At 69.6% G+C, this 24,082-nt stretch carries 25 protein-coding genes; 8 read left to right on the top strand and 17 right to left on the bottom strand.

The window, feature by feature from the left end; genetic code table 11:
- Nucleotides 1-31: 31 nt before the first annotated feature.
- Entirely contained in the window at nucleotides 32-1,741 is a 1,710-nt protein-coding gene (locus tag IPK71_16125) for a hypothetical protein (protein MBK8215267.1), read from the top strand.
- 105 nt (nucleotides 1,742-1,846) lie between these two features.
- Nucleotides 1,847-2,353: a hypothetical protein gene (locus tag IPK71_16120; protein MBK8215266.1), complete on the top strand. Its 507-nt coding sequence runs from the start codon at nucleotides 1,847-1,849 to the stop codon at nucleotides 2,351-2,353.
- A 17-nt stretch (nucleotides 2,354-2,370) separates the two neighbouring features.
- Here IPK71_16120 and IPK71_16115 read toward each other — a convergent pair whose 3' ends face one another.
- The 7 genes from IPK71_16115 to IPK71_16085 form a co-directional block, all read right to left on the bottom strand.
- Nucleotides 2,371-2,625 carry a hypothetical protein gene (locus IPK71_16115; GenBank protein ID MBK8215265.1) on the bottom strand — a complete coding sequence of 85 codons (255 nt, stop codon included), beginning with the start codon at nucleotides 2,623-2,625 and terminating at the stop codon, nucleotides 2,371-2,373.
- Nucleotides 2,626-3,356: 731 nt separating this feature from the next.
- Nucleotides 3,357-3,590 carry a hypothetical protein gene (locus IPK71_16110; GenBank protein MBK8215264.1) on the bottom strand — a complete coding sequence of 78 codons (234 nt, stop codon included), beginning with the start codon at nucleotides 3,588-3,590 and terminating at the stop codon, nucleotides 3,357-3,359.
- Between the two features lie 55 nt (nucleotides 3,591-3,645).
- Nucleotides 3,646-4,191, bottom strand: a complete 546-nt coding sequence (locus IPK71_16105) for a DUF3365 domain-containing protein (GenBank protein MBK8215263.1) — start codon at nucleotides 4,189-4,191, stop codon at nucleotides 3,646-3,648.
- Nucleotides 4,188-5,087 carry an MBL fold metallo-hydrolase gene (locus IPK71_16100; GenBank protein ID MBK8215262.1) on the bottom strand — a complete coding sequence of 300 codons (900 nt, stop codon included), beginning with the start codon at nucleotides 5,085-5,087 and terminating at the stop codon, nucleotides 4,188-4,190. Before IPK71_16100 ends, IPK71_16105 begins: the two co-directional genes overlap by 4 nt.
- A gap of 193 nt (nucleotides 5,088-5,280) precedes the next feature.
- The gene (locus tag IPK71_16095) at nucleotides 5,281-6,480 is read right to left on the bottom strand and encodes a urate hydroxylase PuuD (GenBank protein ID MBK8215261.1); all 1,200 of its coding nucleotides are present in this window, start codon (nucleotides 6,478-6,480) and stop codon (nucleotides 5,281-5,283) included.
- A 138-nt stretch (nucleotides 6,481-6,618) separates the two neighbouring features.
- Nucleotides 6,619-8,340: a patatin-like phospholipase family protein gene (locus IPK71_16090; protein MBK8215260.1), complete on the bottom strand. Its 1,722-nt coding sequence runs from the start codon at nucleotides 8,338-8,340 to the stop codon at nucleotides 6,619-6,621.
- A 158-nt stretch (nucleotides 8,341-8,498) separates the two neighbouring features.
- Nucleotides 8,499-9,488 (bottom strand): hypothetical protein, encoded by a 990-nt coding sequence (locus IPK71_16085; protein MBK8215259.1) that lies wholly within the window; start codon nucleotides 9,486-9,488, stop codon nucleotides 8,499-8,501.
- 78 nt (nucleotides 9,489-9,566) lie between these two features.
- On the opposite strand from IPK71_16085, the gene IPK71_16080 reads away from it, so the two are divergent.
- Genes IPK71_16080 through IPK71_16070 form a run of 3 tightly spaced genes read left to right on the top strand, consistent with a single transcriptional unit; the run spans nucleotide 9,567 to nucleotide 13,157 of the window.
- The gene (locus IPK71_16080; GenBank protein MBK8215258.1) at nucleotides 9,567-10,844 is read left to right on the top strand and encodes a serine/threonine protein kinase; all 1,278 of its coding nucleotides are present in this window, start codon (nucleotides 9,567-9,569) and stop codon (nucleotides 10,842-10,844) included.
- Complete coding sequence (locus IPK71_16075; protein ID MBK8215257.1) at nucleotides 10,831-11,760, top strand: hypothetical protein; 930 nt, start codon at nucleotides 10,831-10,833, stop codon at nucleotides 11,758-11,760. Before IPK71_16080 ends, IPK71_16075 begins: the two co-directional genes overlap by 14 nt.
- The gene (locus IPK71_16070) at nucleotides 11,754-13,157 is read left to right on the top strand and encodes a sigma-54-dependent Fis family transcriptional regulator (protein MBK8215256.1); all 1,404 of its coding nucleotides are present in this window, start codon (nucleotides 11,754-11,756) and stop codon (nucleotides 13,155-13,157) included. The genes IPK71_16075 and IPK71_16070 overlap by 7 nt, the downstream gene beginning before the upstream one ends.
- Before the next feature lie 66 nt (nucleotides 13,158-13,223).
- On the opposite strand, the gene IPK71_16065 is transcribed toward IPK71_16070, so the two are convergent.
- Nucleotides 13,224-13,769, bottom strand: a complete 546-nt coding sequence (locus IPK71_16065; protein ID MBK8215255.1) for a hypothetical protein — start codon at nucleotides 13,767-13,769, stop codon at nucleotides 13,224-13,226.
- An 8-nt stretch (nucleotides 13,770-13,777) separates the two neighbouring features.
- On the bottom strand, nucleotides 13,778-14,374 hold the full coding sequence (locus IPK71_16060) for a hypothetical protein (protein ID MBK8215254.1): 597 nt from the start codon (nucleotides 14,372-14,374) through the stop codon (nucleotides 13,778-13,780).
- A gap of 230 nt (nucleotides 14,375-14,604) precedes the next feature.
- Between IPK71_16060 and bla the strand changes: the two genes are divergently transcribed.
- Nucleotides 14,605-15,384, top strand: a complete 780-nt coding sequence (bla, locus tag IPK71_16055; protein ID MBK8215253.1) for a subclass B1 metallo-beta-lactamase — start codon at nucleotides 14,605-14,607, stop codon at nucleotides 15,382-15,384.
- A 25-nt stretch (nucleotides 15,385-15,409) separates the two neighbouring features.
- On the opposite strand, the gene IPK71_16050 is transcribed toward bla, so the two are convergent.
- From IPK71_16050 to IPK71_16040, 3 genes are read right to left on the bottom strand one after another with little or no spacing between them, the layout of a single operon-like run.
- The gene (locus IPK71_16050; protein MBK8215252.1) at nucleotides 15,410-15,886 is read right to left on the bottom strand and encodes a DsrE/DsrF/DrsH-like family protein; all 477 of its coding nucleotides are present in this window, start codon (nucleotides 15,884-15,886) and stop codon (nucleotides 15,410-15,412) included.
- 32 nt (nucleotides 15,887-15,918) lie between these two features.
- Complete coding sequence (locus IPK71_16045) at nucleotides 15,919-16,884, bottom strand: TusE/DsrC/DsvC family sulfur relay protein (protein MBK8215251.1); 966 nt, start codon at nucleotides 16,882-16,884, stop codon at nucleotides 15,919-15,921.
- On the bottom strand, nucleotides 16,881-18,113 hold the full coding sequence (locus IPK71_16040; protein ID MBK8215250.1) for an NAD(P)/FAD-dependent oxidoreductase: 1,233 nt from the start codon (nucleotides 18,111-18,113) through the stop codon (nucleotides 16,881-16,883). The genes IPK71_16045 and IPK71_16040 overlap by 4 nt, the downstream gene beginning before the upstream one ends.
- Before the next feature lie 319 nt (nucleotides 18,114-18,432).
- Between IPK71_16040 and IPK71_16035 the strand changes: the two genes are divergently transcribed.
- The gene (locus IPK71_16035; GenBank protein ID MBK8215249.1) at nucleotides 18,433-19,332 is read left to right on the top strand and encodes a hypothetical protein; all 900 of its coding nucleotides are present in this window, start codon (nucleotides 18,433-18,435) and stop codon (nucleotides 19,330-19,332) included.
- Between the two features lie 210 nt (nucleotides 19,333-19,542).
- On the opposite strand, the gene IPK71_16030 is transcribed toward IPK71_16035, so the two are convergent.
- On the bottom strand, nucleotides 19,543-20,415 hold the full coding sequence (locus tag IPK71_16030; protein MBK8215248.1) for a 1-acyl-sn-glycerol-3-phosphate acyltransferase: 873 nt from the start codon (nucleotides 20,413-20,415) through the stop codon (nucleotides 19,543-19,545).
- A 111-nt stretch (nucleotides 20,416-20,526) separates the two neighbouring features.
- Between IPK71_16030 and IPK71_16025 the strand changes: the two genes are divergently transcribed.
- Nucleotides 20,527-21,240 (top strand): DUF4230 domain-containing protein, encoded by a 714-nt coding sequence (locus IPK71_16025; GenBank protein ID MBK8215247.1) that lies wholly within the window; start codon nucleotides 20,527-20,529, stop codon nucleotides 21,238-21,240.
- Between the two features lie 19 nt (nucleotides 21,241-21,259).
- Here the strand turns inward: IPK71_16025 and IPK71_16020 are convergent, their stop codons facing one another.
- From IPK71_16020 to IPK71_16005, 4 genes are read right to left on the bottom strand one after another with little or no spacing between them, the layout of a single operon-like run.
- Complete coding sequence (locus IPK71_16020; protein MBK8215246.1) at nucleotides 21,260-21,682, bottom strand: hypothetical protein; 423 nt, start codon at nucleotides 21,680-21,682, stop codon at nucleotides 21,260-21,262.
- Between the two features lie 18 nt (nucleotides 21,683-21,700).
- A complete protein-coding gene (locus IPK71_16015; GenBank protein ID MBK8215245.1) occupies nucleotides 21,701-22,129 on the bottom strand; it encodes a nuclear transport factor 2 family protein in 429 nt (142 codons plus the stop codon).
- 43 nt (nucleotides 22,130-22,172) lie between these two features.
- A complete protein-coding gene (locus IPK71_16010; GenBank protein MBK8215244.1) occupies nucleotides 22,173-22,868 on the bottom strand; it encodes an ABC transporter ATP-binding protein in 696 nt (231 codons plus the stop codon).
- Complete coding sequence (locus tag IPK71_16005) at nucleotides 22,861-24,081, bottom strand: ABC transporter permease (protein ID MBK8215243.1); 1,221 nt, start codon at nucleotides 24,079-24,081, stop codon at nucleotides 22,861-22,863. The genes IPK71_16010 and IPK71_16005 overlap by 8 nt, the downstream gene beginning before the upstream one ends.
- Nucleotide 24,082 lies beyond the last annotated feature (1 nt).

The raw sequence follows: 24,082 nt of genomic DNA, 5'->3' as shown, positions 1-24,082 counted from the left end.
TTCTGATTTTACCAAACTTGAGGTCCACTCCATGAAGGCCATTCGTCGCTCGCTGCTCCCCCTCTTCGCCCTCTCGACCGCCGTTGTCTCGGGCTTCGCTCTTCCGGCGTGTGGCTCGGACGCCACGACCGAGGAGGAGGACACCTCGATCGAGGACATCACGGTCGCCGGCGTACCCGACGACACGTTCCTGTCGGGCGTGCTCGGCAACGCGAAGTGCACGATCATCGTGAAGGGCAAGCGCGTCTCGAACCGCAAGGGCACCGAGGCGTGCCCCACGACCCTGAGCGCGCTGCTCGATCGCCTCGAGGGCGTCGCGCCCGCGGCCCCGGCTCCTTCGGCCTCGGGCTCGGCCCCGGCCCCGGCTCCTTCGGCGGGCACCACGGTGAAGCCCGAGTTCTTCGTCGTGTCCGAGAACGGCGACAAGCCCTCGCTCGAGAACACGTACCGGTTCGTCATCGCGGGCGGCGCCGGCGTGGCGACCGACAAGCTCTACGTCGCGTCGTTCGCGTCGGGCAGCGGCGCCCCGCAAGCGGGCACCGAGGTCATGGCCTGGAGCGAGAAGATCCAGGCGTTCGTGTACTACCGCGAGAAGGGCGGCGCGTGGGAGCGCATGGGCGACGGCACCATGGTGCCCTCGAGCGCGAAGGGCGCCCAGCCGACGTTCCAGTGCATGAACTGCCACACGTCGGGCGCGCCGATCATGAAGGAGCTCCACGACTCGTGGGCCAACTGGACCTCCACGTGGATGACCGTGGTCGACCCCAAGTCGCCCGACGCCACCTTCAACCGCATGTTCTCCAAGGTGGTCCGCGCGGACGACATGGAGAAGCGCATCATCTCGTCGACGCACATGCACTCGAAGGGCCGCGTCGAGCGCGCCAAGACCGGCGGGGATCTCAAGGGTGTGCTCACGCAGCTCTTCTGCGACGTCGGCGAGGGCACGCTCATCGCCGCGCACTCGAAGAACAGCCAGCGCTTCGGCACGGTGAGCACGTTCTCGAGCATGCTCCCCGGCGCGTTCGTGGTGAGCCCGCTCCTCCGCGCGCCCCGTACGGGCACGGGCGTCGAGCTCGGCCTCGAGCAGAGCGTCGGCCTCAAGCTCCCCACGGTCGACTCGCTCTCGGTCGACTCGAAGGCCTACTCGGACACCCTCACCAAGTTCGCGAGCAAGATCGGCGGCCAGGCCGGCGACTCGATCTTCCCGATGAACGGCCCCGAGAAGTCGTACGCCGACGTCGACGCCGTGCAGGAGCTCGTGCGCCAGGGCCTCGTCGACGCCGACTTCGTGGCCGACGTGCTCATGACCGACTTCACCACGCCCGCGTTCTCGTCGGCCCGCTGCGGCCTCGCCGAAGCGCTCCCGAAGACCTGGAAGGACCCGGCCGACCTCAAGGCGCAGTTCGGCGCGAACCTCGCCAAGTCGACGGCCCGCGGCGCCAAGGGCCTCGCGGCCCGCATCGCCAAGACGGACGACGCCGCCGCGCACACGGCCACCCTCGAGGCGTACGGCAAGGCGTGCTCCGACCGCAAGACCGCGAGCGCCGCGGCCTTCACCGAGGACACGCTGCGCATCCTCTCGCAGCGCCGCGCCGAGTTCATCGAGGTCTACCACAACCTCGTCGAGTCCGACTCGCTCCTCCCGAGCGACAACCTCGGCTCGAAGCCCGGCGCCCAGCGCTTCAACGGCACGACCTGCGTGCTCGAGCCGGCGACGGCGAAGTTCGTCGGCGAAGAGTGAGCCGCTCGGGGCGACCCGAGTGATCCGAGGCCGCCGAGCCCCCCACACGAGGGCTCGGCGGTTTTGCTTTTTCGGGCAAAAATCGGTTTAGAATCGAAGGGTTCCATGTCCCCTCCCCTCTACGTGAGCACGACCCGCGAGGTCTCCCTCGAGGGCCTCCCACCTGCGATCCTCGAAGCCCTCCGCGCCCACGCCGAGCGCGCGAGCCTCGGGCTCGAGAGGTTACGTGTATGGATCACGCATCGGGAGAACCCGCCGCAGACCTCGTTCCTCGGCAAGCTCTTCGGGCGGCGCTCGAACCCCGCCGATCCCGACCCGGAGCACGACATGGTGCTCGTGCTCGGCGCGACGCACCTCATCGTCGCGACGGGCGGCCCGACGCGCCCCGCGACCGTCATGTCGGTGCCGCTGCTCGGCGCGACGGCGACCCGCGGCCTCATGATGACCGCGGCCTTGGGCCAGCTCGACGCCCCGGGAGACGACGGCATGTCCATCGGAGGCTTCCCTGGGACCGAGGGGAGGCCCGGCACCTATTTCTTCGGCATGGGCGGCCCCGAGGCCGACACCTGCTTCGGCGCCGTGCGCGAGGCGCTCGCCGCGGCGAAGCGCTGACCCGGGCCCAGAGGCGCTCAGAGGCGCGCGAGCACGTCGCGGAGGGCCCCGAAGGAGCCCCGGGCCCCGAGCGCCGCGATCGCGCGTGTCTCGTACGGGTAGGTGGCGTAAGGGGCGTCACGCTTCACGAGGTGCACGTGGGCGCCGAGCAGGGCCGGCATGGCGAGATCGAGCTCCCAGATGTCGCCGCAGACGAGGGTCTGCGCGGCCAGGTCCTTGCCGCCCCACACCTTCGCGAGCGCCTCCATGTAGCCCCCTCGGCGCAGGTACACGGGCCTGCCTCCGACGAGGGCGGGCTCGGCGGGCGGGAGCGCGGTGAAGGCCTTCCGGAGCGCGGGAGAGACGCTGTCGTCCTCGAGCTCGCGGATACGGAATTTGCCAGCGTCGCCGAGGACGCGGATCTGCGAGCGCAGGGCCGGGCGCCCCGTGAGGAGATCGTCGAGGCGGTGCCCGATCTTGGTGGTCTTCGAGTTCGAGACGAAGGTGATCGTGATCTTCTTTTTTTCGGAAGGCCTCGAGCACGTCGATCATCTCGTCGCGCCAAGGGGCCTGCGCGAGCTCGTTCGCGCGGTGGTGCATGTCGAGGGGGACGGCCTTCGTGATGTGGCGCTTCTTGACCACGAGGCGCACCGCCTCGCCGACGGCGACGTACGGATCGGCGAACGCGGGCGCCGCCGGAGTGACGGCGAGCGTCCACCCCGCGCCCGGAGAGGCCTTCTTGACGGCGGCGAGGGCCGCGCGGAGATCCTTCGCGGTGCCGGGCATGACCTCGGCCTCGAAGATACGAATGCACTCGGCCACGTAGGCCTCGTGGACGTCCTCCACGCGGGTGCACGTACCGTCGAAATCCAGGATCACGTGACGAAACGACATGGGCGCCGCTTCTATCGCGGGTCGGCGGTCCATCGCAACCGAGCGATCTCGGATTCCGATGGATTTCGCGCTGCGTCGTGTCACGCGCCTCCGTGGGGCACGCTCCGTGCGACGCCTCGAGACACCACGCTCAGCCGGGCTTGGCCGGTGGCAGCGCGGCCTTCGGTTTGCCCAGCAAGAAGCCCACGAAAGCCCCGTACAGCGTCGACACGTACGGGTTGGACGAGATCAAACACGTGCCCGTGCGACACCCCACGAAGCGGTAGTAGAGGAACCCTATCGTCGCCCCGGCGACGACGGCGGCCGCCGCGCGGGCCCAGGGGTTTCGTGCTCTCTTCGGCGCGCTCGGCGCTTCGGCGCTCATGTCCGTTCCTCGTTCTCCGAAGGCATCTTCGGTGTCGTGACCGTTTCGGCTGATTTCACGGTGGCGGGAGCTCGACCCACGACACCCCACGAAAGTCTCCCTCCGAGTAGCCCCGAGCCGCGTCGCTCGGGTACTTGGCCGCGAGCTTCGCGGCGACTCCCGGCGCGACGTCGGCTCCATGGCAAAGAAGGCACTTCGGCTTGACGAGGATCGTCTCCGCGTATCCCACTTTGCCATCGGCGAGCGGGACGACCCGATAGTCACCTTCCTTCTTCGCCGCGGCGAGCTCGGTCATGGCCGGCACGACCCACGGAGGCGCCGCGTTCTTGGGATTGCGGAGCTTCGGCGACGTGCGGCCCACCGTCACGCCCCCGGCCGAGGCCTTCGCGGCCAGGGCAGGCGCGATCGACGAGCACGCCTCGACGGCCGGCTCGGGTCCTCCGGACGCCATGGCGCTCTCGAGGGCACCTTTGAGCTCGGTCTGGAAGGGTGAGAGCACGGCCTTGGCGCGGGCCGCGCTCGCCTCGGGGGCTTCTTTCTTCGGAGCTCGACACCCGACGAGAGAAGCCCCGAGGAGCACCGTGACGACGAGCGCCCTCACGGCCCTTTGGGGGTGCCGTCGCGCCCGGTGGGCTTCTTGAGGTTCACGGGCATGCGCAGGTGGCGAATTCCCGACTTCGACGCCTCGGGGAGCTGCCCCGCGTCGATGTTCACTTGAACGCTCTGGAAGAGGAGGCGCGGGGCCTTCAGCGTGGCGTCGCGGGCGTTTCGCGCCTTCACGAAGTCCTCCCGGCTCGTCGACTGACGGAGCTGGATGTTCCGCTCCTTGGAGGCGCCGATGGTGGTCTCCCATTTCACGTCGCGCCCGTTCGGTTGGTAGTCATGTCCCACGAAGACGCGCGTCGCGTCGGGGTAGGCATAGAGCTTGTCGTGGACCGACGTGTAGAGCGCATCGGACGACCCCTTCGGGAAGTCGCAGCGCCCGGTGCCGTAGTCTTCCATGAAGAGCGCGTCCCCGGTGAAGAGCGCGTCGTCGACCTTGAAGGTCACACACGCCGGCGTGTGGCCCGGCGTCGCGATGGTCTCGATGGAGAGCGCGCCGACCTTCAAGACCTCACCGTCGGCGAGGAGCTTGTCGAACTGGCTGCCGTCCGTCTTGAAGGACTCGGGCAAGTCGAAGACGGGCTTGAACGTCTCCTGTACCTCGCGGATGCGCTCCCCGATCGCCACCTTGGCGCCGGGAAAATGCGTCTTCAGCCAGGCCGAAGCGGAGAGGTGGTCGGCGTGGGCGTGCGTCTCGAGCACCCACTGGAGCTTCAGCCCCTTGTCCTTCACGAACGCGGCGAGCTTGTCGGCCGACTCGGAGCTCGTCGACGACGAGAGCGGGTCGTAGTCGAGCACCGGATCGATGACCACGGCGTCTTTCGAGCTCGGGTCGTACACGAGGTACGTGAGGGTGTAGGTCGCGGGGTCGTAGAACGTCTCGATCTGGGCCATGGGGAGTGCTCCGGTGCTGGGATCTTTTTGGGGAGGCGCGACCTCGGCGTGGCGCCGCGTCACGCGCTATCGGGGCGGTGTCCCCGAGCCTCTTTGCGTGAGAGCCGCGCGCACACAAAAGGGTTCGCGCCCCGAGAGCTTTTCCGGAGCGCGACATAAACACGAGTATTTTCGTACAGTTAAACGATCGCCATCAGTCGATATTGGCGCCCTGGGCGACCCAACGGCCCAAGATGTCGCGCTCGGCGTCGGTGATCTGGGTCTTGTTCATGAGGGGCATGGTCTTCAGCACGTACGCGCGTTCGCGGATGCGCGGGGCGAGGAGCTTCATGCGCTCGGGGGTGTCGAGCATGACGCCGCTCGGAGGGGCCTTGAAGAGGTCGTCGGTCGGGTTCTGCGAGTGGCACGAGGTGCAGCGCGTCTCGATCACGGAGCGCGCTTCGGCGAAGGCCACCTTGGGGCCCGACGCGTCGGCCGTGGCCTTGGGCTCGTCCCACCGCGCGGTGAGCACGTACGTGCCCACGAGCCCCGAGAGCACGACGCCCGCCGTGATGGGGAACCACGGCTTGAACGTGAAGCGCACGTTCATGAAGTGGCGCACGAGCGCGCCCGTGGTCATCACCACGAAGAGGGCCGCCCAGCTCGCCTTCGCCCCGGTCACGGCCGGGAAATGGTTCGAGACCATGATGAAGAGGAGCGGGAACGTCATGTAGTTGTTGTGGATGCTGCGCTGCTTCGCCTTCAGGCTGAGCGCCTTGTCCTGCTCGCGGCCTTGCTCGGTGGCGTTCACGAGCTCGCGCTGCGAGGGCACGATGGTCATCCACACGTTGCCGGTCATGCACGTGCCCATCACCACGCCCACGTGCAGGAACGCCGCGCGCCCGCTCATGGCGTGGGTGAGGCCGAACGCGAGACCGAAGAGCGCCGCGATCGAGAGCACCGTGGCCGCCATCGGGCTCTTTTTGCCTACGATCTTCCACAACAGATCGTAGACGACCCACCCCCCGACGATGCTCCCGATGCCGATCGTCATCAGCATGTGCGGGTGCAGGTTCGCGATCTGCGGATCGGGGAGGAGCGCCGCGCCGCCCATGTAATAGACGACGACGAGCAGCGCGATGCCGCTCGCCCACGTGGTGAAGTTCTGCCACTTGAACCAGTGGAGCGTCTTCGGCATCTCGCCGGGCGCGAGGAGCTTCTTCTCGACTTGATAGAACGCACCCGAGTGGAGCAGCCAGATCTCGCCCTCCGAGAGCTTCCCTTTGCCCGGCGCCTTCTCGAGGTTGCGATCGAGCCAGTTGAAGAGGAGCGAGTTGCCGATCCACATGATGCCCGCGATGATGTGGACCCAGCGGACGACCAGATCGAGGATTTCCCTAAGGTGTGCGTTCACGTGCTCCTCCAGGCGACGACTCTACCAAACCTTGGCCGAAGGTCGGGGGCACGCGCGACGGTCGAGCCCCGTTTTCCGCCGTGATCCGCGGGAGACGAAGCTCGGCCTCGAGACGACGCGACGCGGCTACGTCGAACGTCAGAGCTGGACCGCGACCCGGGGCGGCTCGACCGTACGCCGTTGACCGTGACCGCCGAGCGGCGGGGTGCGAATGGCGATCTTGCCGTCCGGAAAGAAGTCCGAGAGGGAGAGCTCGCGCGAGGCCTTGAGGCGCTCGGCCACCGCCTCAGCGCGGGACAAGTCGAGGCCGACCCCGTGGGCGCGGAGATCGCCCTCGAGGCGCGGGCGCAGGTGGACGAGCCGGTTGTACGTCGACAGGTACGCGCCCCGCCAAATCTCGAGGTACGGCCGATGATCCATCGGGTTCTGCGAGATGAGGCGGCGCTGACGGTTCGCGGGCACGAACGTGTAGCTCTTCACCTCGGGGTGCTTGCGGAGGACGTGGTTCCGCGAGCTCTCGTAGCGCGTGTAGGAGATCGTGCGCACGTCCTGGTCGATGTTGTAGAGGATGCCGCGGCGGTCGTTGTAGCCCGGGGTGCGCGCGACGTAGGGCAGGAACGGGTCGACCACGAAGATGAGCGTCGCGCCGCGGCGGATGGCCTCGGCGAAGTTCGTGGTGCGCGTGATCGCGCCGTCCTCGTAGTAGCGGCCACGGATCGACGTGGCCGAGAACGCCGGGTTGATGCTGAGCGAGGCTTGGATGGCCTGGCTGATGGGGATATCGGCGTGCTCCTCGTCGCCGAAGAGCACGTGGCGGCGCGCGTCTTGATCGGTCGCGCCGACGAAGAGCGGGCGCGCGAGCTTGCGGAAGTCGTTCGTGCCCCCGGGGGCGTCGAGGATGCCTCGCAAGAGCTCCTCGAACTTGTCGGCGCGGAAGGGCGGCGCGACGAGGTCGAGGTACCCGAAGAGCACCTGCTCGCGTGACAGCTCCCGCCCCTTCCCGAGCAGCGGCCGCGCGACGCTCCCGAACGCCGCACGCGCGGCCATGCCGAAGCGCCGCACGAAACCGGGGACGTCGACGTGCCCGAGGCGAAAGAGGCGCAGATCGAGCGCGGGGACTCGCCCCCCGGGGACCCCGGCCACGGCGGCCATGTACTCGTCGACCGAGTAACCGACGGCGATGGGCCCGGTGACGACGGCCCCGGCGCTGATGCCGAAGAACATCTCGAAGCCGTTCACGCCTCCCTGATCGAGGGCATCGTCGAGGCATTTCATGACGCCGAGCTCGAAGAAGATGCCCGTGATGCCGCCGCCGGCCGCGCAGAGGGCGCGCTTGCCGAGCTTGCGATCGTTGAGCGCGACCGTCGCCTCGTCGACGAAGCGGGCGCCGAACGAGGGATCGACGGTGGTCGACGTCTCGTAGGCCGCGTGGCGGATCACGCGCCCCACGCCCCGCGCGCCGAGCTCGAGCACGATGCGATCCGAGAAGGCGCTCGTCCCCGACACGAGGGCGAGGATGCGGTGGAACCCGTACCGCACCTCGACGTCCTCCGGGGCGTCGAGCTCGTCGAGCACGGCCATCGCGCGGGTCGCGTTCTCGCGCTCGGAGGCCGTGTCGCCGCGGAGGTCGAGCACGAGCAGGTTCACGTAGCTCTTCGCGAGCTCGTCGACGAGGCCCACGGCGCGCTCCTCGACGAGGAACGTGCACACGATGTCGGACCACGCGAGCGTCTTGCCGTCGGGAGAGACCCGCGTCACGCCCTCGGCGGCGCCGACCGAGGCGCAGAAGGCGCGCCCCTGCTCGGCCGACGGGCCAATGTAAAGCACACGTTTTGCGGCGGGCGCCCGTACGACGCTCACGACGCCCTCCGCGATGAGGCGGCGCCTTGGGGGAAGCTCGGGGTTTCGCACGAACGCATCGCCGGGGACCGCCTTTCTCGTACACGCCCCCACACGCGCGCGAGACTCTCTAGCTTACGCGGTTTTTGCCCGCGCACTTCGCGAAAAATCTACGTGGGTCAGGGGCGGCCGCGGGTCGCCACGAACACGTCCGAGCCGCCGCTCCCGCCGGGTGCGTTCTCCATCACGAGGTACAAGCGGCAACCGTCACGCGAGACGAAGCCGGGGTGCTTGAGCGCCGACTGCGGGAAGGCCAGTGTGCGCCCGACCGGGTAGGGCTCGCCACGCGATTCGCGCCGGGCCTCGAGGATTTCGGTGGCCGAGAGCCCGCCGCTCGCGAAAAAGAGCACCTTGCCGTCGTGCGACTCGACGGGCCAGTCCTCGCTCGTGCCGGGCGTGTTGAAGGCCACGAGGTTTCGGGGCGCCGAGAAGCCGCCCGCGTCGTTCCGGAAGGCGAAGAACATGTCGAACTGCGGGCCTTGCTCGCGCGAGAGGTAGAGGATCCCCTCGCCCCCGAGAGAGGGTGTGTCGAACGCGACCCCGGCCGCCGCGCCCTCGAACGGGAGGAGCTCGCCCGGGCCGAACGGCTCGATCACGCTCGGGCGAAACGCGCGGTAGACACGCCGCGGACGCGGGCCGGCCGACACGAGGAGCTCCTTGCCGTCCGCGCTCAGCGTGACGCCCCAGTGCGCGGAGGGCACCCCCGCGAGCGTGACCGGCTCGAGCCCCTCGAACCGCTCGCCGACGCGCGCGCGCGTGGCCCGATGGACCGACGCGACCCCACCGGAGGCCCCCGTGGACGTGACGAAGATCTCGAGCTCGTCAGCCGAGAGCGTCACGCCGAACTCGCCGCCGACGCTGTTCACCCCCAAAACGGGGACGGGCGAATCGAAGGGCTTCGTCGGATCGCACGCGCCCGCGTCGAGGCTCGCCTCGGGGGCATCTTGGCCCGCGTCGACCGGCGCGTCGGGCGTGGCGGGCGCGTCGCTCGGGGCGCCGTCGGGCTCGGTCGCGACCCCCACCGTGCGCTCCTCCGTCCCCACGAGCAGGTGGCACCCTGCCGCGACGACGACCGCGGACGCAACGACGAGCCGGAGCGAGACACGCACGAGGCACATATAGCAAAGCCGTGACGCCGTTCGCCCACCCGGGCTCGGGCCGCGCGAATTTGCTACCCTTCGGCGTCGATGGCCCTCATGGAAGTCCTCGCCGACGAGCTGTCTCGAGGCACGGTGGTCGCCGACCGCTACGTGCTCGACCGCGTCGTGGGGGAGGGCGGGATGGGCGTCGTGTGGGCGGCGACGCACACGGTCACGGGCAAGGCCTTTGCGCTAAAATTCCTAAGAGAATCGAAGACTTCCGACCCCAAGAGCCACGGCCGCCTCGTTCGCGAGGCGAAGGCCGCGTGCGCGGTTCGGCACCCCGCCGTGGCCACCGTGCTCGACGTGCTCGAGCTCCCGAGCGGCGCGCCGTTCCTCGTCATGGATCTGCTCGAGGGGGAGACCCTCACGGCGCGGCTCGCGCGCGGGCCGCTCGCGCTCGACGAGGCCCGCGCGATCTTCGCGCCGGTCGCCGAGGCGCTCGTGGCGGCGCACGAGGCGGGCGTCGTGCACCGCGACCTCAAGCCCGACAACGTCTTCCTCGCGCGGGGAGCCGACGGCGACGAGGAGGTGAAGGTCCTCGATTTCGGCATCGCGAAGATCGCGACGCTCACGTCGGGCCCGCGCATGACCGACACGGGGGACCTCGTCGGCACGCCTCTCTACATGGCGCCCGAGGTCGTGTTCGGAGAGCTCGACGTCGACGGGCGCGCGGACGTGTGGGCGCTCGGTGTCATGCTGTACGAGGCGCTCACCGGCGCGCCACCGACCGCCGCGCCGACCGTGGGCCTCACGCTGAAGGCGATCACGAGCGGACCGCTGCCACCTCTGTCCGAGGCCGCGCCCGACGTCCCCCGCCCGCTCGCGGCGCTCGTCGATCGCATGCTCACGCGCGCCCCCGGTGAGCGCCCCACCCCAGCCGAGATCGCGCGCGCGCTCCGCGACGACGACGCGCACCACGACCTCCCGGCTCCGTCGGAGCCTCGAACGAAGGTTTCGCCGTCTGCGGAGCGACGCGGGCATGTAGGGCGCGTGGGGCGCGTGTCGCTCGGCCTCGTGCTCGTGCTCGCGGGCGCCGGTGCCGTGCGCCTCACGCTCCCGAGACGCGCCGAGGCGCCGCCCATCGCGATCGAGGAGGCCCTGCCTCCGGCGGTCACGCTCGCGCCCGCGTCGGCCCTCCGAGACGAGCCCGACGCGAGCCCTCCTCCAGCCCCGGCGACGCCCAAGCCCTCCGCGTCGCTCGCGCCCGCGGCCCCGCGCCCTGCCCCGCGCCCCTCGGTCTCGACGGTCGAGCCTCCGTCCCCCAACGTGGCGCCCACGGCCGGGCACGACTCTGGCATCATCCCGACCCATGATCGGAAGTAGGGGTCTCGCCCTCGGGGCCCTCGTCGCGCTCGGAACGCTCGCCCGAACGGCCCACGCTCAGCCGAGCGCGGCCGCCGTGGCGCAGGTGCTCTTCGAGGAAGGGGTCGCGCTCATGGAGCGTGGCGACTTCGCCGAGGCTTGCCCGAAGCTCGCGGAGAGCCAGCGCATCGATCCGGGCGGGGGCACGCTGCTCGACCTCGGCGCGTGCTGGGAGCGGCTCGGGCGCTACGCGTCGGCCTACGCCACCTTCAACGAGGCCGCCTCGGTCGCCGTGAAGGACGGCCGCCGCGATCGGGAGGGCCTCGCGCGGGCGAAGCTCGCCGAGCTGCGCCCCAAGATGACCTTCGTGAAGATCACGTCCGAGGGCCCCGCCGAGGCCACGATTTACTTGGATGATACACGTATTGGCCCGGCGGCCCTCGGCCTCCCCCTGCCGGTCGACGCGGGCAGCCACGTGGTCGCCGCGCGAGCCTCGGGCTACCTGCCGATCGAGCGCGCGTTCGAGGCCGGAGCGCCGGGTGAAATCCGAGCGCTCGTGCTCCCGCGGCTCGTTCCCGAGCCCGCGCAGGTCGAGCCCGCTCCACGATCCACCCCGCCCGCCTCGGCTCCGGCGGCCCCGTCGCGCGCCCCCGAGATCCTCCTCGTCGCAGGGGGCGCTGCGTTCGTCGTCGTGGGCGGCGTCGTGGGCGGCCTCGCCTTCGGCCAGAAGGCCGAGAGCGACGCGGGCTGTCCCACCCGCTCGACCTGCACGCCCGAGGGCGCCGCGGCGATGGATCGCGCGATCGGGCTCGCGTGGACGTCCACCATCGGCGTCGGCGTGGGGGCGGCGGCGCTCGTCGCGGCAGCCATCCTTCACTTCGCGAGGCCCGGTCCGAGCCGAACCGCGCGGGCCCCCGGGGTCGTGTACACATGGTGAACGAGACCATCGACGAGCCCTCGCCGTCCGCGAAGGAGAGCTCCGCCGGGCCGAGGCTCGCGCTCGTGATCGTGCACGCGTACGACCCTGGCCGCGTGGGAGACCTGCTCTTCGCGCCCGAGACTCCGAAGATCCTCGGGCGCGAGCCCGACGAGGACGAGCTCGCCCCGCTCGTGCGCCAGCGCCCAGGGCAAAACGAAGCTCGCCCGCCGCTCGACTCTCCTGCGATCTCGCGTCGCCAGTGCGAGGTCGTGCGCCACCGCGAGGGCGTGCTCGTGAAGAACCTCGGGCGTCGAAGGCTCCTCGACGCGCGCGGGAAGGCCGTGGACACGCTCACCCTCACGCCGGGCGAGACGTGCGAGATCGAAGGTCAGGTCGCGTTCCTCTGCGTCGAGAGGCCCCCCGTTCTCCCGCGCCTCCGCGAGGCCTTCGCGGCCGATTTTGGCTTCGGAGAAGCCGACGGGCTCGGGATCGTCGGAGAGAGCCCGCTCGCCTGGGAGCTCCGGGAGCACGTCGCCTTCGTGGCAGCCCGCGCGGCCCACGTGCTCGTCCTCGGCCCGAGCGGAGCCGGCAAGGAGATCGTGGCGCAGGCCATCCACGCCCTGTCGAAGCGCGGAAAGAAGCCGATGGTCTCGCGGAGCGCGGTCACCATCCCCGAGGGGATCGCCGACGCGGAGCTCTTCGGGAACCTCGGCGGTTATCCGAACCCTGGCACGCCCGAGCGCAAGGGCCTCGTGGGCGAGGCCGACGGCACGACCCTCTTCCTCGACGAGCTCGGTGAGCTCCCCGACGAGATCCAGGCGCGATTGCTCCGCGTGCTCGACGAGCGCGGCGAGTACCAACGGCTCGGCGAGGCGCGCGTGCGGCGAACGGACATGCGCCTCGTCGCGGCGACGAACCGCCCGGTCGCGGCCCTCAAACACGACGTCGCGGCGCGGTTCCGCCTACGCCTCACGGTGCCCGGGCTCGACGAGCGCCGCGAGGACGTCCCCCTGCTCGCGAGGCACATCCTTCGGCGCGTGAGCGAGGCCGACCCGGACATCGGCGCACGCTTCCTCGACGATCGAGGCGAGCCAAGGCTCTCGTTCCCGCTCGTGCGCGCGCTCGTCGCTCACACGTACCGCACGAACGTCCGCGAGCTCGAGACGTTGCTCTGGCTCGCCCTCGGCCGCGCCCAAGGCGACACCGCCGAGCTCCACCCCGAGGTCCTCGAAGAGATGGCCCGCGCCGAGGACGAAGGCCCACGGCGCCCCTCCGAGACGCTCACGGAGGAGGAGGTCCGTGCGGCCCTCGAGCGCCACGGCGGCGTCCAAGACAGGGCCTACAAGGACCTCGGCCTCAAGAACCGCTTCGTCCTCCACAGGCTCATGAAGAAGTGGAAAATCTCCACGAAATAGCGCCACCTCGCCGCCGCCGCTCGACGAGAAGAGAGGCACCCGTGCTCCTCCGCGAGGTAGGAGGCCTCAGCGCGAAGAGAGGCAGCCGTGTTCCTTGGCGAGGTAGAAGAAGGTGAACGCGAGCATACGCATGTCGCCATCGGCCGCGCGCCCGTACGTCCCCATCGACGCGCCCTGGGCGTTGTAGAAGCCACCCGACACCGGGGTCCACGTCACCGAGCCGCGCTTGATCCCCGACGGATCCGAGACGGTCACCGTCACGCTCGCGGCCCCGCCGACGTACCCGAGCTTCGCGACGACGTAGGTCGAGCCGTGCTTCACGACGTCGCCATTCGGCCGGATCGTGTAGACGCGCTCGGAGTTGCCCGCCTCCGAGTAGAAGACGTCGACGTCCGAGCGGTAGTCCCCCGTCTTCGTGTAGTACTTGGCCTTCTTCGCCCAGACGCCGCTGCCTTCGCACATGTAGGCGCTGTACCCCGACGAAGACTCGAAGCCCTGCGCCACGACGCGGGTCCCGTACTTCATGTCGCCCGCGCCCTCGGCACGCGCGCCGGTGACGACCGTGCCCAAGAGGAGCGAGGCGACCCCGACCGCGAGAGTTTTGCTCTTCATCGTGGACCTCACTTCTTCACGAAGGTGAACTCGTAGTCGAACGCGTCGGTGCCCTTCGCGTCGACCTTCACCACGCCGATCCGTCCGTTCGCGCCGGTGAGGGTGAGCTTCTTCTTGGTGCCGTTCTTGTCCCCCTTCGCGAACGACACGCTCGGCCCTTGTGTGCACCCCGCGCCGTCGCTCGATGAGACCGTCACCTCGGCCGCCCCGTTGCCTTCTTTGGTGACGACGACCTCCCAGGTGTCTCCCTCGAGGGGCGTCTGCGAGACGAAGAGGCGCGAGCCTCCCGCGATGACCTTGCCGTCGTTCTTGGCGCCGGCGACGAGCAGCGGGCGCGGCCCGATCGTCGCCCACGAGCCCTGCGCCTGCTGGTTCCAGAACGTGAGCATCTCGCGGAAGAGCTCCTCTTTCTTCTGCGTGTTGGCGAGGCACTCCTCGGACGACTTGCACTGCTTCGCCTTGATGCGCTCGCCCCACTGCGCCCAAATCGCCGTGAGCACCTTCGAGCCCGAGTTGCAGGCCGACTGGGCGTGAGCCTCACCGCCCACGGCGGCGACGAACGAGAACGCGACGACGGTGAGCGCAGACGTGGCCAGACGATTCATGCGAAGACCTCCCTAGGACGAGCCGGGCTCGCGAGATGCGGCCCGTGCTCCGGGTAGTGCAGCCGACGTGCCCAGCCCGAGCACCTCGAACGGGCCTGGATTTCCCGGGATTTCGGCGTGTGTGACCGGCTCGGCCGAGGTGCGCGCACGGTGCGCGCACGTCCGCGCGAGCGCGTACGCACATCTCCCTACTTGGAATCGAACGGCCGGGATCGGCGTACGATGCGGCCATGTTCGACGCTCGCGCCCTCGGCCCACTCGCCCTCGCCGCGCTCCTCGCGGGGCTCGCCTCGGCGTGCGAGATCGGCGTAGGCCGCGAGCCCACGAGCCCCACCGCGGCGCCCGAGGACGATCTCGCGGCCCGCGTGGACCTGCGCCAGCTCACGCCGCGGGTGCTCGTCCACACCTCGTACCGCGTGCTGCCCAACGTGGGCCGCTTCCCGTCGAATGGGCTCCTCGTGTGCACACGCGGAGAGGGCGCGCTCGTCGACTCGGCGTGGGGAGAGCAGCCGACGGCGCGGCTCCTCGAGCTCGCGAAGGCCCGCGGGTGCCCCGTGAAGAAGGCCGTCTTCACCCACTCGCACGACGATCGCACGGGTGGGCTCGCCACGCTCTTCGCGGCGGGCGTCACCCTCTACGCCACCGAGAGGACGACCACGCTCCTCGTGCACCCTGGGTTTCGCCCCGAGCCGATCGTGTCTCCCCAGCGCCTCGTGCTCGCCGGGGTCGAGGCCGAGGTGCTCGACCCCGGCCCCGCCCACGCGCCCGACAACGTCGTCGTGAGCCTCCCCGGCGAAGGGCTGCTCTTCGGAGGGTGCATGATCAAAGCTTCGGACGCGAAGACCCTCGGCAACGTCGCGGACGCGTCGCTCACGACCTGGCCCGCGGCGCTCGACGCGGTCGCGGCGAGGTACGGCACGGCCACCGTGGTGGTGCCGGGCCACGGCGACCCGGGCGGCCCCGAGCTCCTCGCGCACACACGAGCGCTCGTCGCGAAGGCCCTCCATTGAGCGAGAGCCCTCGGCGGACGCGGATTCAGGTGAAGATGATCTGCGCGCCGTCGGCGAGGTCGTAGAAATCACCGGCGGTGATCACGTCCTTCACCTGCGGGATGAGATCGCCCTTCTCGCGCTTGAACATCTTCATGGCGAGCTCGCAGGCGTAGAGCTCGGCGCCCGCCTCGTCGAGGATGCCGAGCATGTCGCGCACGGTCGGCAGATCGAGCTCCTCCATCTGCTTTTTCATCATCTTCGCGGCCAGGCTCTCCATGCCCGGGAGCCCCGCGACGATGGTCGGCATGCCCGAGGCCGCGTTCCCGGCCAGGTTCACGTGCAGGTGATCGACCTTGCTCTCGGTGATGATGTCGAGGCCCCAGAACGTGAAGACCACGAAGCACTCGATTCCGGCCTGGCGCGCGGCGTTGGCGAGGATGAGGGACGGATAGGCCTCGTCGAGGCCTCCGTGCGAGGCGATGATGGCGACTTTGCGCGTAGCTTGGGCGATGGGGCTCATGGGGTTCTCGCGTGGCAACGAGGTTTCGTGGATCAGAGGCAGCCGGCAGGCTTGGGGATCCCGGCGATCTTGGCGATCGTGCGGCCGGGCGCCTTGGGGAAGAGGGCGTAGAGGTCTTTCGTGGAGACGCCGAGCCCGAGCGTGATGCGCCGAATGTTCGGGGACACCCCGGTCTTCTCGAAGTCGTCCCGGGCGAACGCGATGACCTTGAGGTGCTCTTCGCCGAGGGCCACGCCGAGCGCGGCGGCGAGGTCGTTCGCGAGCTCGGGTGTCCACGCGGAGGCGTCGGCGAGGTGACCATCGGGCGTGAACTCGACACCTCCGAGGCGCGTCGTGGGTGGAGGCGTCGCTGCGACCGTGTGCGCCCGAGCCCGTGGCGCGCTCGCCGGAGACTGCGGGCGAGGCGCGGGCCTCTCGACGCCGAGGGCCTTCTTTTTTCGGGCTCCCGTGATGGCGTCGAGCTTCTGGCGCTTCGACTCGGCCGCGCTCGGCTTCTTCTTGCTCGCCATGACCTCGGCGGCTTTTCCGACGTGGCGCATGAGATCCATCATCACGGCCATGCCGCGCTGGACCTCGTCGTCCCGCGTGGCGCGGACCATGCCCAAGATCCCCATCGGCTCGACCTTGTCGACCGATTGGAACGCGGCCGAGGCCTCGCCCGCGATCTGGAGCACCTCGGGTTGCGTCATCGCGCGCACCGTCTCCAAGATCGACACCACGGCGTCTCCGAGCTGCCTCACGTCATCGGGAGTGAACCCCTCGACGATGCGCTCGCCGACCGAGAGGAGCTCGCTCCCGAAGAGGAAATAGCCGCGTTTGTCGAGATCGTCGAGCTTGTGGGTGGCGACGTTCATCACCTCGCGCAAGATGGGAGTCGCCTCGGCGAAGAGCTCTTCGGTCTTCTTCTGGCGTTCGACGAGATAGGCCATGTGTGACGTGAGCACGTCGAGCTTGGCCTCGATGTGGGAGAGCTTCTCTTGAGTCGCGACGTCCATCATTCGCTCCATTTGCCGGCCATGAGCATGCGGTGATCGAGGGGGAGCTCCTTGCCTTCGAGGAGCACGTTCCAATAGAGCCACTTGAAGGCGAGCTTGCCCCAGTGGTTCACCGCGCTCTCCTCGAGCAGCGTGAAGGGGCCCACGCCGGGGAGAGGGAACCTGCCGGGCAAGGGCTCGGTCTCGTAGTTGAAGTCGATGAGCATGGCCTTGCCGTGGCCGGTCTCGATGAAGCAGTTGGCGTGACCGTCGAACCCGGCGAGGAGCTCTTTCCCCGCGACGAAGCGCAGCACGTTCTCGAAGAGCACCTCCGACTGGAAGTGGGCCACGGCCCCGGCCTTCGACGAGGGCAGATCCGTCGCGTCGCCGATCGCGAACACGTTCGGGAAGTGGAGGCTCTGGAGGGTGTGTTTGTGCGTCGGGAAGAAGCCCGCAGCGTCCCCCATTTGCGAGGTCGCGATGGCCTCGGAGCCGGCGTGTACCGGCACGGTCACGAGCAGGTCGTAGGGCTCTTCGCGGCCGTCGTAGGCCTTCAGCACCTTCCGCGCTCCGTCGACCGACGCGACCGAGAAGTCTCCCGTGACGGTGATGCCGCGCTCGCCCATCATGCCCGAGAGCGCCGCCGAGGCCTTCGGCTTCGTGAAGGCCCCCTCGAGCGGGGTCGCGTACACCATCTCGACCTTGTCGCGCATGCCACGCTGGGTGAAATACGCCTCGGCGAGGAACGCGAGCTCGAGCGGCGCGACGGGGCACTTGATGGGCATGTCCATCACGTTCACGACGAACCTGCCGCCGCGAAACGACGCGAGCGCGTCGCGCAGGGCGAGCGCCCCCTCGAGCGTGTAGAACTCGTGCGCGGTCTTTTTCCAGCCTTCGCCGGTGAGCCCCTCGGTGGCCTCGGGCACGATGCGCGAGCCGGTCGCGACCACGAGCACGTCGTACGGGAGCTTTCGTCCGCCTTTGACGTGCACCACGTTCTCGGTCGGCGCGATGCGATCGATCTCCCCCAGCACCACCTCGACGCGCGGGTCGAAGAGGCGCGAGCGCGGCTTCACGATCTCGCTCTCGCGGTACGCCCCGAAGGGCACGAAGAGCAAACCGGGCTGGTACACGTGGAGGTCGTCGCGGTCGATCACGGTGATCTTCCACGCGTCCTCCGGGAGGGCGCGCACGAGCTTCTGCGCCATCATCGTCCCGCCCGTTCCACCGCCAAGGATCACGATCCGTTTCATCGAGAGCTTCTCCTCGGCCCGGCCTTTTGCACGCGCCGATCCAAGGTGAAATCGCGGCGATTGTCGCGGCCCCGCGCCGAGCTCACGCAAGCTGGGCGCACGCGCGCACGACGTGCGCCGCCCTCCGCTGACACGTTCGTGGCCTTGGCGATTTTCGTCGAACCCTCGAGGCCTCGACCTGGCTCTCACTCGCTCGTTTTGCGTCCTCGTGTGGGAGCTCGCGCAGCCCACGCGTACACGTAACGGTCGTTACACACATTTCTCTGGGGAGAGCGCCCGTCGGGTCGCCGTACGATGGAGGGCTCACTCGAGGTACCCCATGCGACGAACCTTCGCCATCGCCCCTTTGCTCGCCCTCGCCGCCCTCGCCGCCACCTCGGCCACGGGCTGCAACATGATCCCGGTCAAGCTGCACACCGAGTCGACCATCGTCCACGCGGACGGCAAGGTGGAGCACAAGGAGCACGACTGGGAGGGCACGCTCGACCAGCTCCCCGGAGAGCTCGCGAAGGCCGGCGCCGAGCTCGCCGACGTGACCGCGAAAATGGCGAAGGAGCTCACCGACGTGCCTCCCCCCGGCCACGTCGCCTTGAAGGACCTCGGCCCCGGCTTCGACAAATTCGAGGGCGACAAGGACACGAACTTCCTCCTCGTGGCGAAGAACGAGAAGGGCGAAAAAGAAGACTTCGAGTACGTGAAGCTCGGCATCGACTCGTACGACGACTTCTTCAAGACCGCCCAAGAGCTCCACGCCCTCACCTGGGAGGCGACGCAGACCACGTCGCACATTCGGCAGTTCTCGAGCCGCGCGCTCAGCGAGAAGATCGACGCCGGCGCGAACCTCAAGGTCGCCCTCGATCGCGCGAGCGGCGCGAACGCCACGGCCAAGACCGAGCTCACGAAGCTCGGCGACCTGTCCGTGCTGCTCGCGACGATCGTGCCCGAGATGGTGAGCAAGACGACGCACCTCGTTCAGGCTGGCGAGAAGCTCGTCGCCGGCGCCCCGAGCGCGCTCACGAACCCGAAGTTCGCGACGCACCTCGGCCTCGTCAAGAAGGGGCTCCTCTCGAGCATCCTCGTGGTCAAAGAGTCGGGGAGCGCCATGGTCGGCCTCGGCAAGGACCTCTCCCCCTTCAAGAAGACCGCCCTCGCCCCGAGCCCGAGCGACCCGTTCGGCCTCCTCCCCGAGGCACCGAAGCGGGTCCTCGCCCTCCGCTAGTCCCGGTCGCGCCCGCTCTCGCCCTCTCCCCCGTGCCCGTGCCCGTGCCCGTGCCCGCTCTCGCCCTCTCCCGCTCTCCCCCGTGCCCGTGCCCGCTCTCCCCCCTCTCCCGCTCTCCCGCTCTCCCCGTGCCCGTGCCCGTGCCCGTGCCCGCTCTCCCGCTCTCTCCCGCTCCCGCTCCCCCTCTCCCCCGCTCTCGCCCTCTCCCCCTCACTCCCCAAGAGCCGTCACGAGCCCTTGGACCGCGCCCTGCACCCGGGCAAGCGCGCGCTCGAGCACCCCGTCCGTGGCCTCTTCGGCCTCACGATCCTCCCCGAAGAGCTCCGCGGGCGAGATGGGCTCGCCGATGCGAAAACGAACGGTCGCCGGCACGACGGGCAAAAATACGAACGGTGACGTGAGCCACGCCCACGTGGCGACGCCCTTCACCCACGGCCGCCACGGCCGCGTGACGATCGCCACGGCGCCCGCGACCCCGAGCGCCGTGAGCGCGAAGCGTTTCAAGCCCACGAGCCTCGGCAAGACGAGCAGCTTCGGCAGCACGTGCCGCGACCGAAGCAGAATGGGCACCGTGAGGTGGCTCCCCCGAATGCCCATCGGCACGATCGGCACGTTCGCCTTTCGGGCCATCCGCAAGAAGCCTTTTCTCCCGCCGAAATCGACGAGATCGTGCTCCCACACGGGCCGCAGCGTCTCGTGGTCACCCCCAGGGAAGACGAGCATGGGGACGCCCGAGGCGAGCGTCTCGTAGCCGCTCTCGTACGTCGAAGGGACGGCGCCGAGGTTCTTCATGAGGTCGCGAAAGCCCGGGAACATGAAGGCGATCGGGTGCGCGAAGCCGGCGAGCGGCCGCTCGTGCCCGACCTTCTCCAGGTAGAGCGCCGAGAAGCACGCAAGCTCCGAGATGGCGATCCCTGCCCCGTGGTTCGCCACGAGCAAGAAGGGCCCGTCGGGCAGGTTCTCGATGCCCTCGAGCGTGGGCCTGTGCGCAAGCTTCGCGGCTCGGCCGAGCACCTCGGTGACGAACGCCCGGAGCTTCGGGTGAACCTTGCCGGGGCCGGGCTCGTGGCGAGAATCGTCCATCGTACGAAGCCTACGGGAGCGTAGCTCCGTTCGCACGTGCTCGAGCGTCGAGCGCCCAAAAGTCCATTCGTGCTCGGGAATGGGGCGTAGGCGGAGCCGGTTTCTTCCCCGATGAGCACCGCCCCCGAGCCCAAGCCCGTCGCGAGCCCTCCCCCGAGCCCGCCCCGCGCCTCCGTCGAGCTCGCCAAGAGCCTCGGGAGGTTCGCGTGGCCTTCGGCGTTCGTGGCGATCTTCGCGATGGGCGCCCACACGCTCGCCCCGTCCAAGACCGCGGCCGACGCACCGACCGAGCACAAGGTTTTGGTCGCCCCGTCGGACACGGTGATCGAGAAGCTCGCCGCCCTGGGCAAGCTCGAGACCGCCGCCATGCGCCTCGAGAAGGTGGTCGACGTGACCGACACGCAGAAGCACCTCTTCGGTCTCGTCGAAGCCGAGGACACGCTGCTCTACGTGGCGAAGGGCGAGGCCGTGCTCGGCGTCGACCTCGGGAAGGTGCGCCCGGGCGACCTCACCTTCGACGCGCAGACCAAGACGGCGAGCCTGCTCTTGCCCGAGCCCGAGGTCTTCTCGACCCGGCTCGACGAGATCGGATCCCACGTGCACGCGCGCCGGACGGGCCTCCTCGCCGAGAAGAACCTCGAGCTCGAGGGGATCGCCCGAAAGCGTGCGCTCGCGGCGTTCGCCGAGGCCGCCGCCGATCCGAAGGCGCGAGAGCTCGCGCGCACCCAGGCCGAGGCCGAGCTCCGCAGGCTCGCGAAAGCCTTCGGCGCCACCGAGGTGACCGTCACCTTCCGCGACGTCGCCACGGCCGAGCGCGGGCCCTGACGACGCCCCCCCCTCGTGATCAGCTCTCCTTCGAAGAGCGACGCGCGAGCACCAGCGCCGCGAGGACCGCGAGCGAGACCGCGAAGACACCGGGAGCCGCCCCGCGCGGAGAGGCCGCGCAGCTCGAGCTCGACGTGCTCCCTCCGGAGCCCCCGTCGGCCGCGCCGCCATCTCCCGAGGCGCCCCCCGCGCCGCACGTGAGGCAGTCGTAGCTCACCTGGCCGCAGGGCGTCTTGCCGCCGTCGCAGTCGTAGTTGATGCGCGAGCACGTCGACGTGGCGCACGTGCCCTGCGCACCGTCGTCACGCGTGCAGCCATCGCCGGCCTTCTTCGTGGTGCACCCCGAGGAGTTGGGCGGGGGCACGTCGGCGCGCGCATCGGACGGAGAGAGCGCGAGCGCGAGGGCGACGAGGGCGGGGGCGGCGGCGACGACGGTTCGCATGAGGGCTCCTGGTTGGAATCAGACGAAGGGGCGAAAGAGCGTATGGAGGAGCGCCTGGCCACCGACGGGCGACGCCAAGAGCTCCCCGAGGTCCCAGTAGTCGACGTGCTCGACCACGAGGCCGTCGCGCCCGCGGAGCCGCGACACGCCCTCGACGCGCACCTCGGGCCCGAGCACGGGGCGCATGGTCATGACCCAGTGAAGGTAGAAGAGCGACGCGTCGCCGGTGACCTCGGACACGTCGAACCGGAGCGCGCGCGACATCTTCACGAGCTTCCGGTTCATGGCCAAAAAGCGCTCTTTTCCGCGGCAGGTTTGCATCGGATCGCGGAAGACCATGTCGTCGGCGTAGAGGCGCGCGACCTCGGCGTAGAAGGGCTCGGGCGCGCGAAGATCGAGCGCAGAGAGCATGTCACGGACGGACTCGGGGAGACGGGAAGGTTCCATGGATGACCCGATGCCGGTCAGCGTAGCGCGGTTCTTCGTGCCGTCACGGGGGGACGATGCGCCCGTCGACGATCCGGACGATTCGGTCGCACGCGTCGGCGATGCGCGGGTCGTGCGTGACGACGAGGAACGCCGTGCGAAGCTCGCGGTTATACCGCCGCATGAGCGCGAGCACCTCGGTCGACGACTCGGTGTCGAGGTTGCCGGTGGGCTCGTCGGCGAGGACGAGGGCAGGCTCGTGCAAGAGCGCCCGCGCCACGGCCACGCGCTGCGCCTGGCCCCCCGAGAGCTGCGTCGCGCGGTAGCTCGCGCGCTCGCCGAGGCCCACGTCGCGGAGCAACGTGAGGGCCCGCTCTCGCGCCTCGGGGCTCGGCGCGCCTCCACGCCCCCACCCCGGGAGCAGCACGTTCTCGAGCGCGGTGAAGGCCGGCAAGAGGTGATGAAACTGGAAGATGAACCCGAGCTTCTGCCCACGGAACGCCGTGAGGCCAGCCTCGTCGAGCGTGGTCGTGTCGGTCCCGTCGATGACGACCTTGCCCTCCGTGGGGCGATCGAGGAGGCCCGCGATGTTGAGCAGCGTGCTCTTCCCCGAGCCGCTCGGCCCGACGAGCGCCACGAGCTCCCCGGCGAGCACGTGCATGTCGACGCCACGCAGCACCCGCGAGCGCGCGGGCCCTTCGCCGAAATCTTTGATGGCCCCCTCGACGAGGAGCGCCTTCTTCGCCTCGGTGTCAGCCATTGCGGATCGCCGTGGCCGGGTCCATGCGTGACGCACGACGGGCCGGGAGGAACGCCGAGAGGAGGCCCACGGTCGTCGCGAGCAGGGTGGCCCCGGCGAAGAGGTCCCACGTGAGCACGATCGGGAAACGCGGCTGCCCCTTCTCGTCGAGCGCGAGCGTGCCGAAGAAGAGCGAAAAACCCGCGCCCATGGCCGAGCCGATGAACGAGCCCACGAGGCCGAGCACGCCGCCTTGGATGAGGAACACGTAGAGCACCCGGCGCGCCGGCGTGCCCACGGCCCGCAAGATGCCGATCTCGCGCGATTTCTGGACGACCGACACGATGAGCACGCTCGCGATGCCGAGCGCCACGGCGACCACCACGAAGAACTGGATCATGCTCTTCGAGCTGCTCTGCGCCGAGAGACCCGACAAGAGCTCGGCCGAGAGCACCATCCAGCTCTCGGCGAGGAGGGGCATCGTGGCGCGCACGTCGCCGGCCACACGCTCGGCTTCGAACACGTCGGAGACCTTCACCTCGAGCGCCGTCGCGCCGCCGGGCAGCGCGTAGAGCGACTGAGCCTGGCGGAGCGAGGTGAGGATCCACGCGCCGTCGGCGCCCTTGTTGCCGATCTCGAAGAGCCCCGAGATGGTGAGCGTGTCGTCGATGCCCTCCGCCGTGACCACGCGGATCTTCTCGCCGACGGTGACGCCGAGGTCCTTCGCGAGCACGGCCCCGATGACGACCTGGCTGCCTGCCACGTCGTACCGGCCTTGGACGAGCTTCTTCTTCACGTCGAGGATGCCGAGGTAGCGCTCGGGCTCGATGCCTCGGACCACGACCGGCTTCTTCGCGCTGCCCCGCTCGGCGAAGGCCGCTCCCACGACCGTGGGCGACACGGCGACGACGCCCGGCACGCCCTCGAGCTCCCGCATGCGGCGGGGCCATTGATCGATCGAACGGAGGCGCTGCGGCGCCTTCTGCACCGAGCGCGCGAGCTTTTTCGCCTCGTCGCCCCGCGCGAGCGGGCGTGGGGCCTCGTCGGGCACGCGCACGGTGATGTGAGGCTGCGAGCCCAGGGTCTTGTCGATGAGGCTCGTCTGCAGGCTCGAGATGAGCGCCGACAGGAACACGACCACGCTCACGCCCACCGACACGGCCGAGAGCACGAGCAAGGTCTGGGTGCGCCCCTCGCGGAGGTACCGCATGGCCACGAACCACTCGAAGGGCATC

Source organism: Myxococcales bacterium (assembly GCA_016712525.1).
Classification (GTDB): Bacteria; Myxococcota_A; Polyangia; order Polyangiales; family Polyangiaceae; genus JAAFHV01.
Note: the sequence above shows the minus strand (reverse complement) of the source record. Positions and strands in the feature narration are given on the sequence as shown.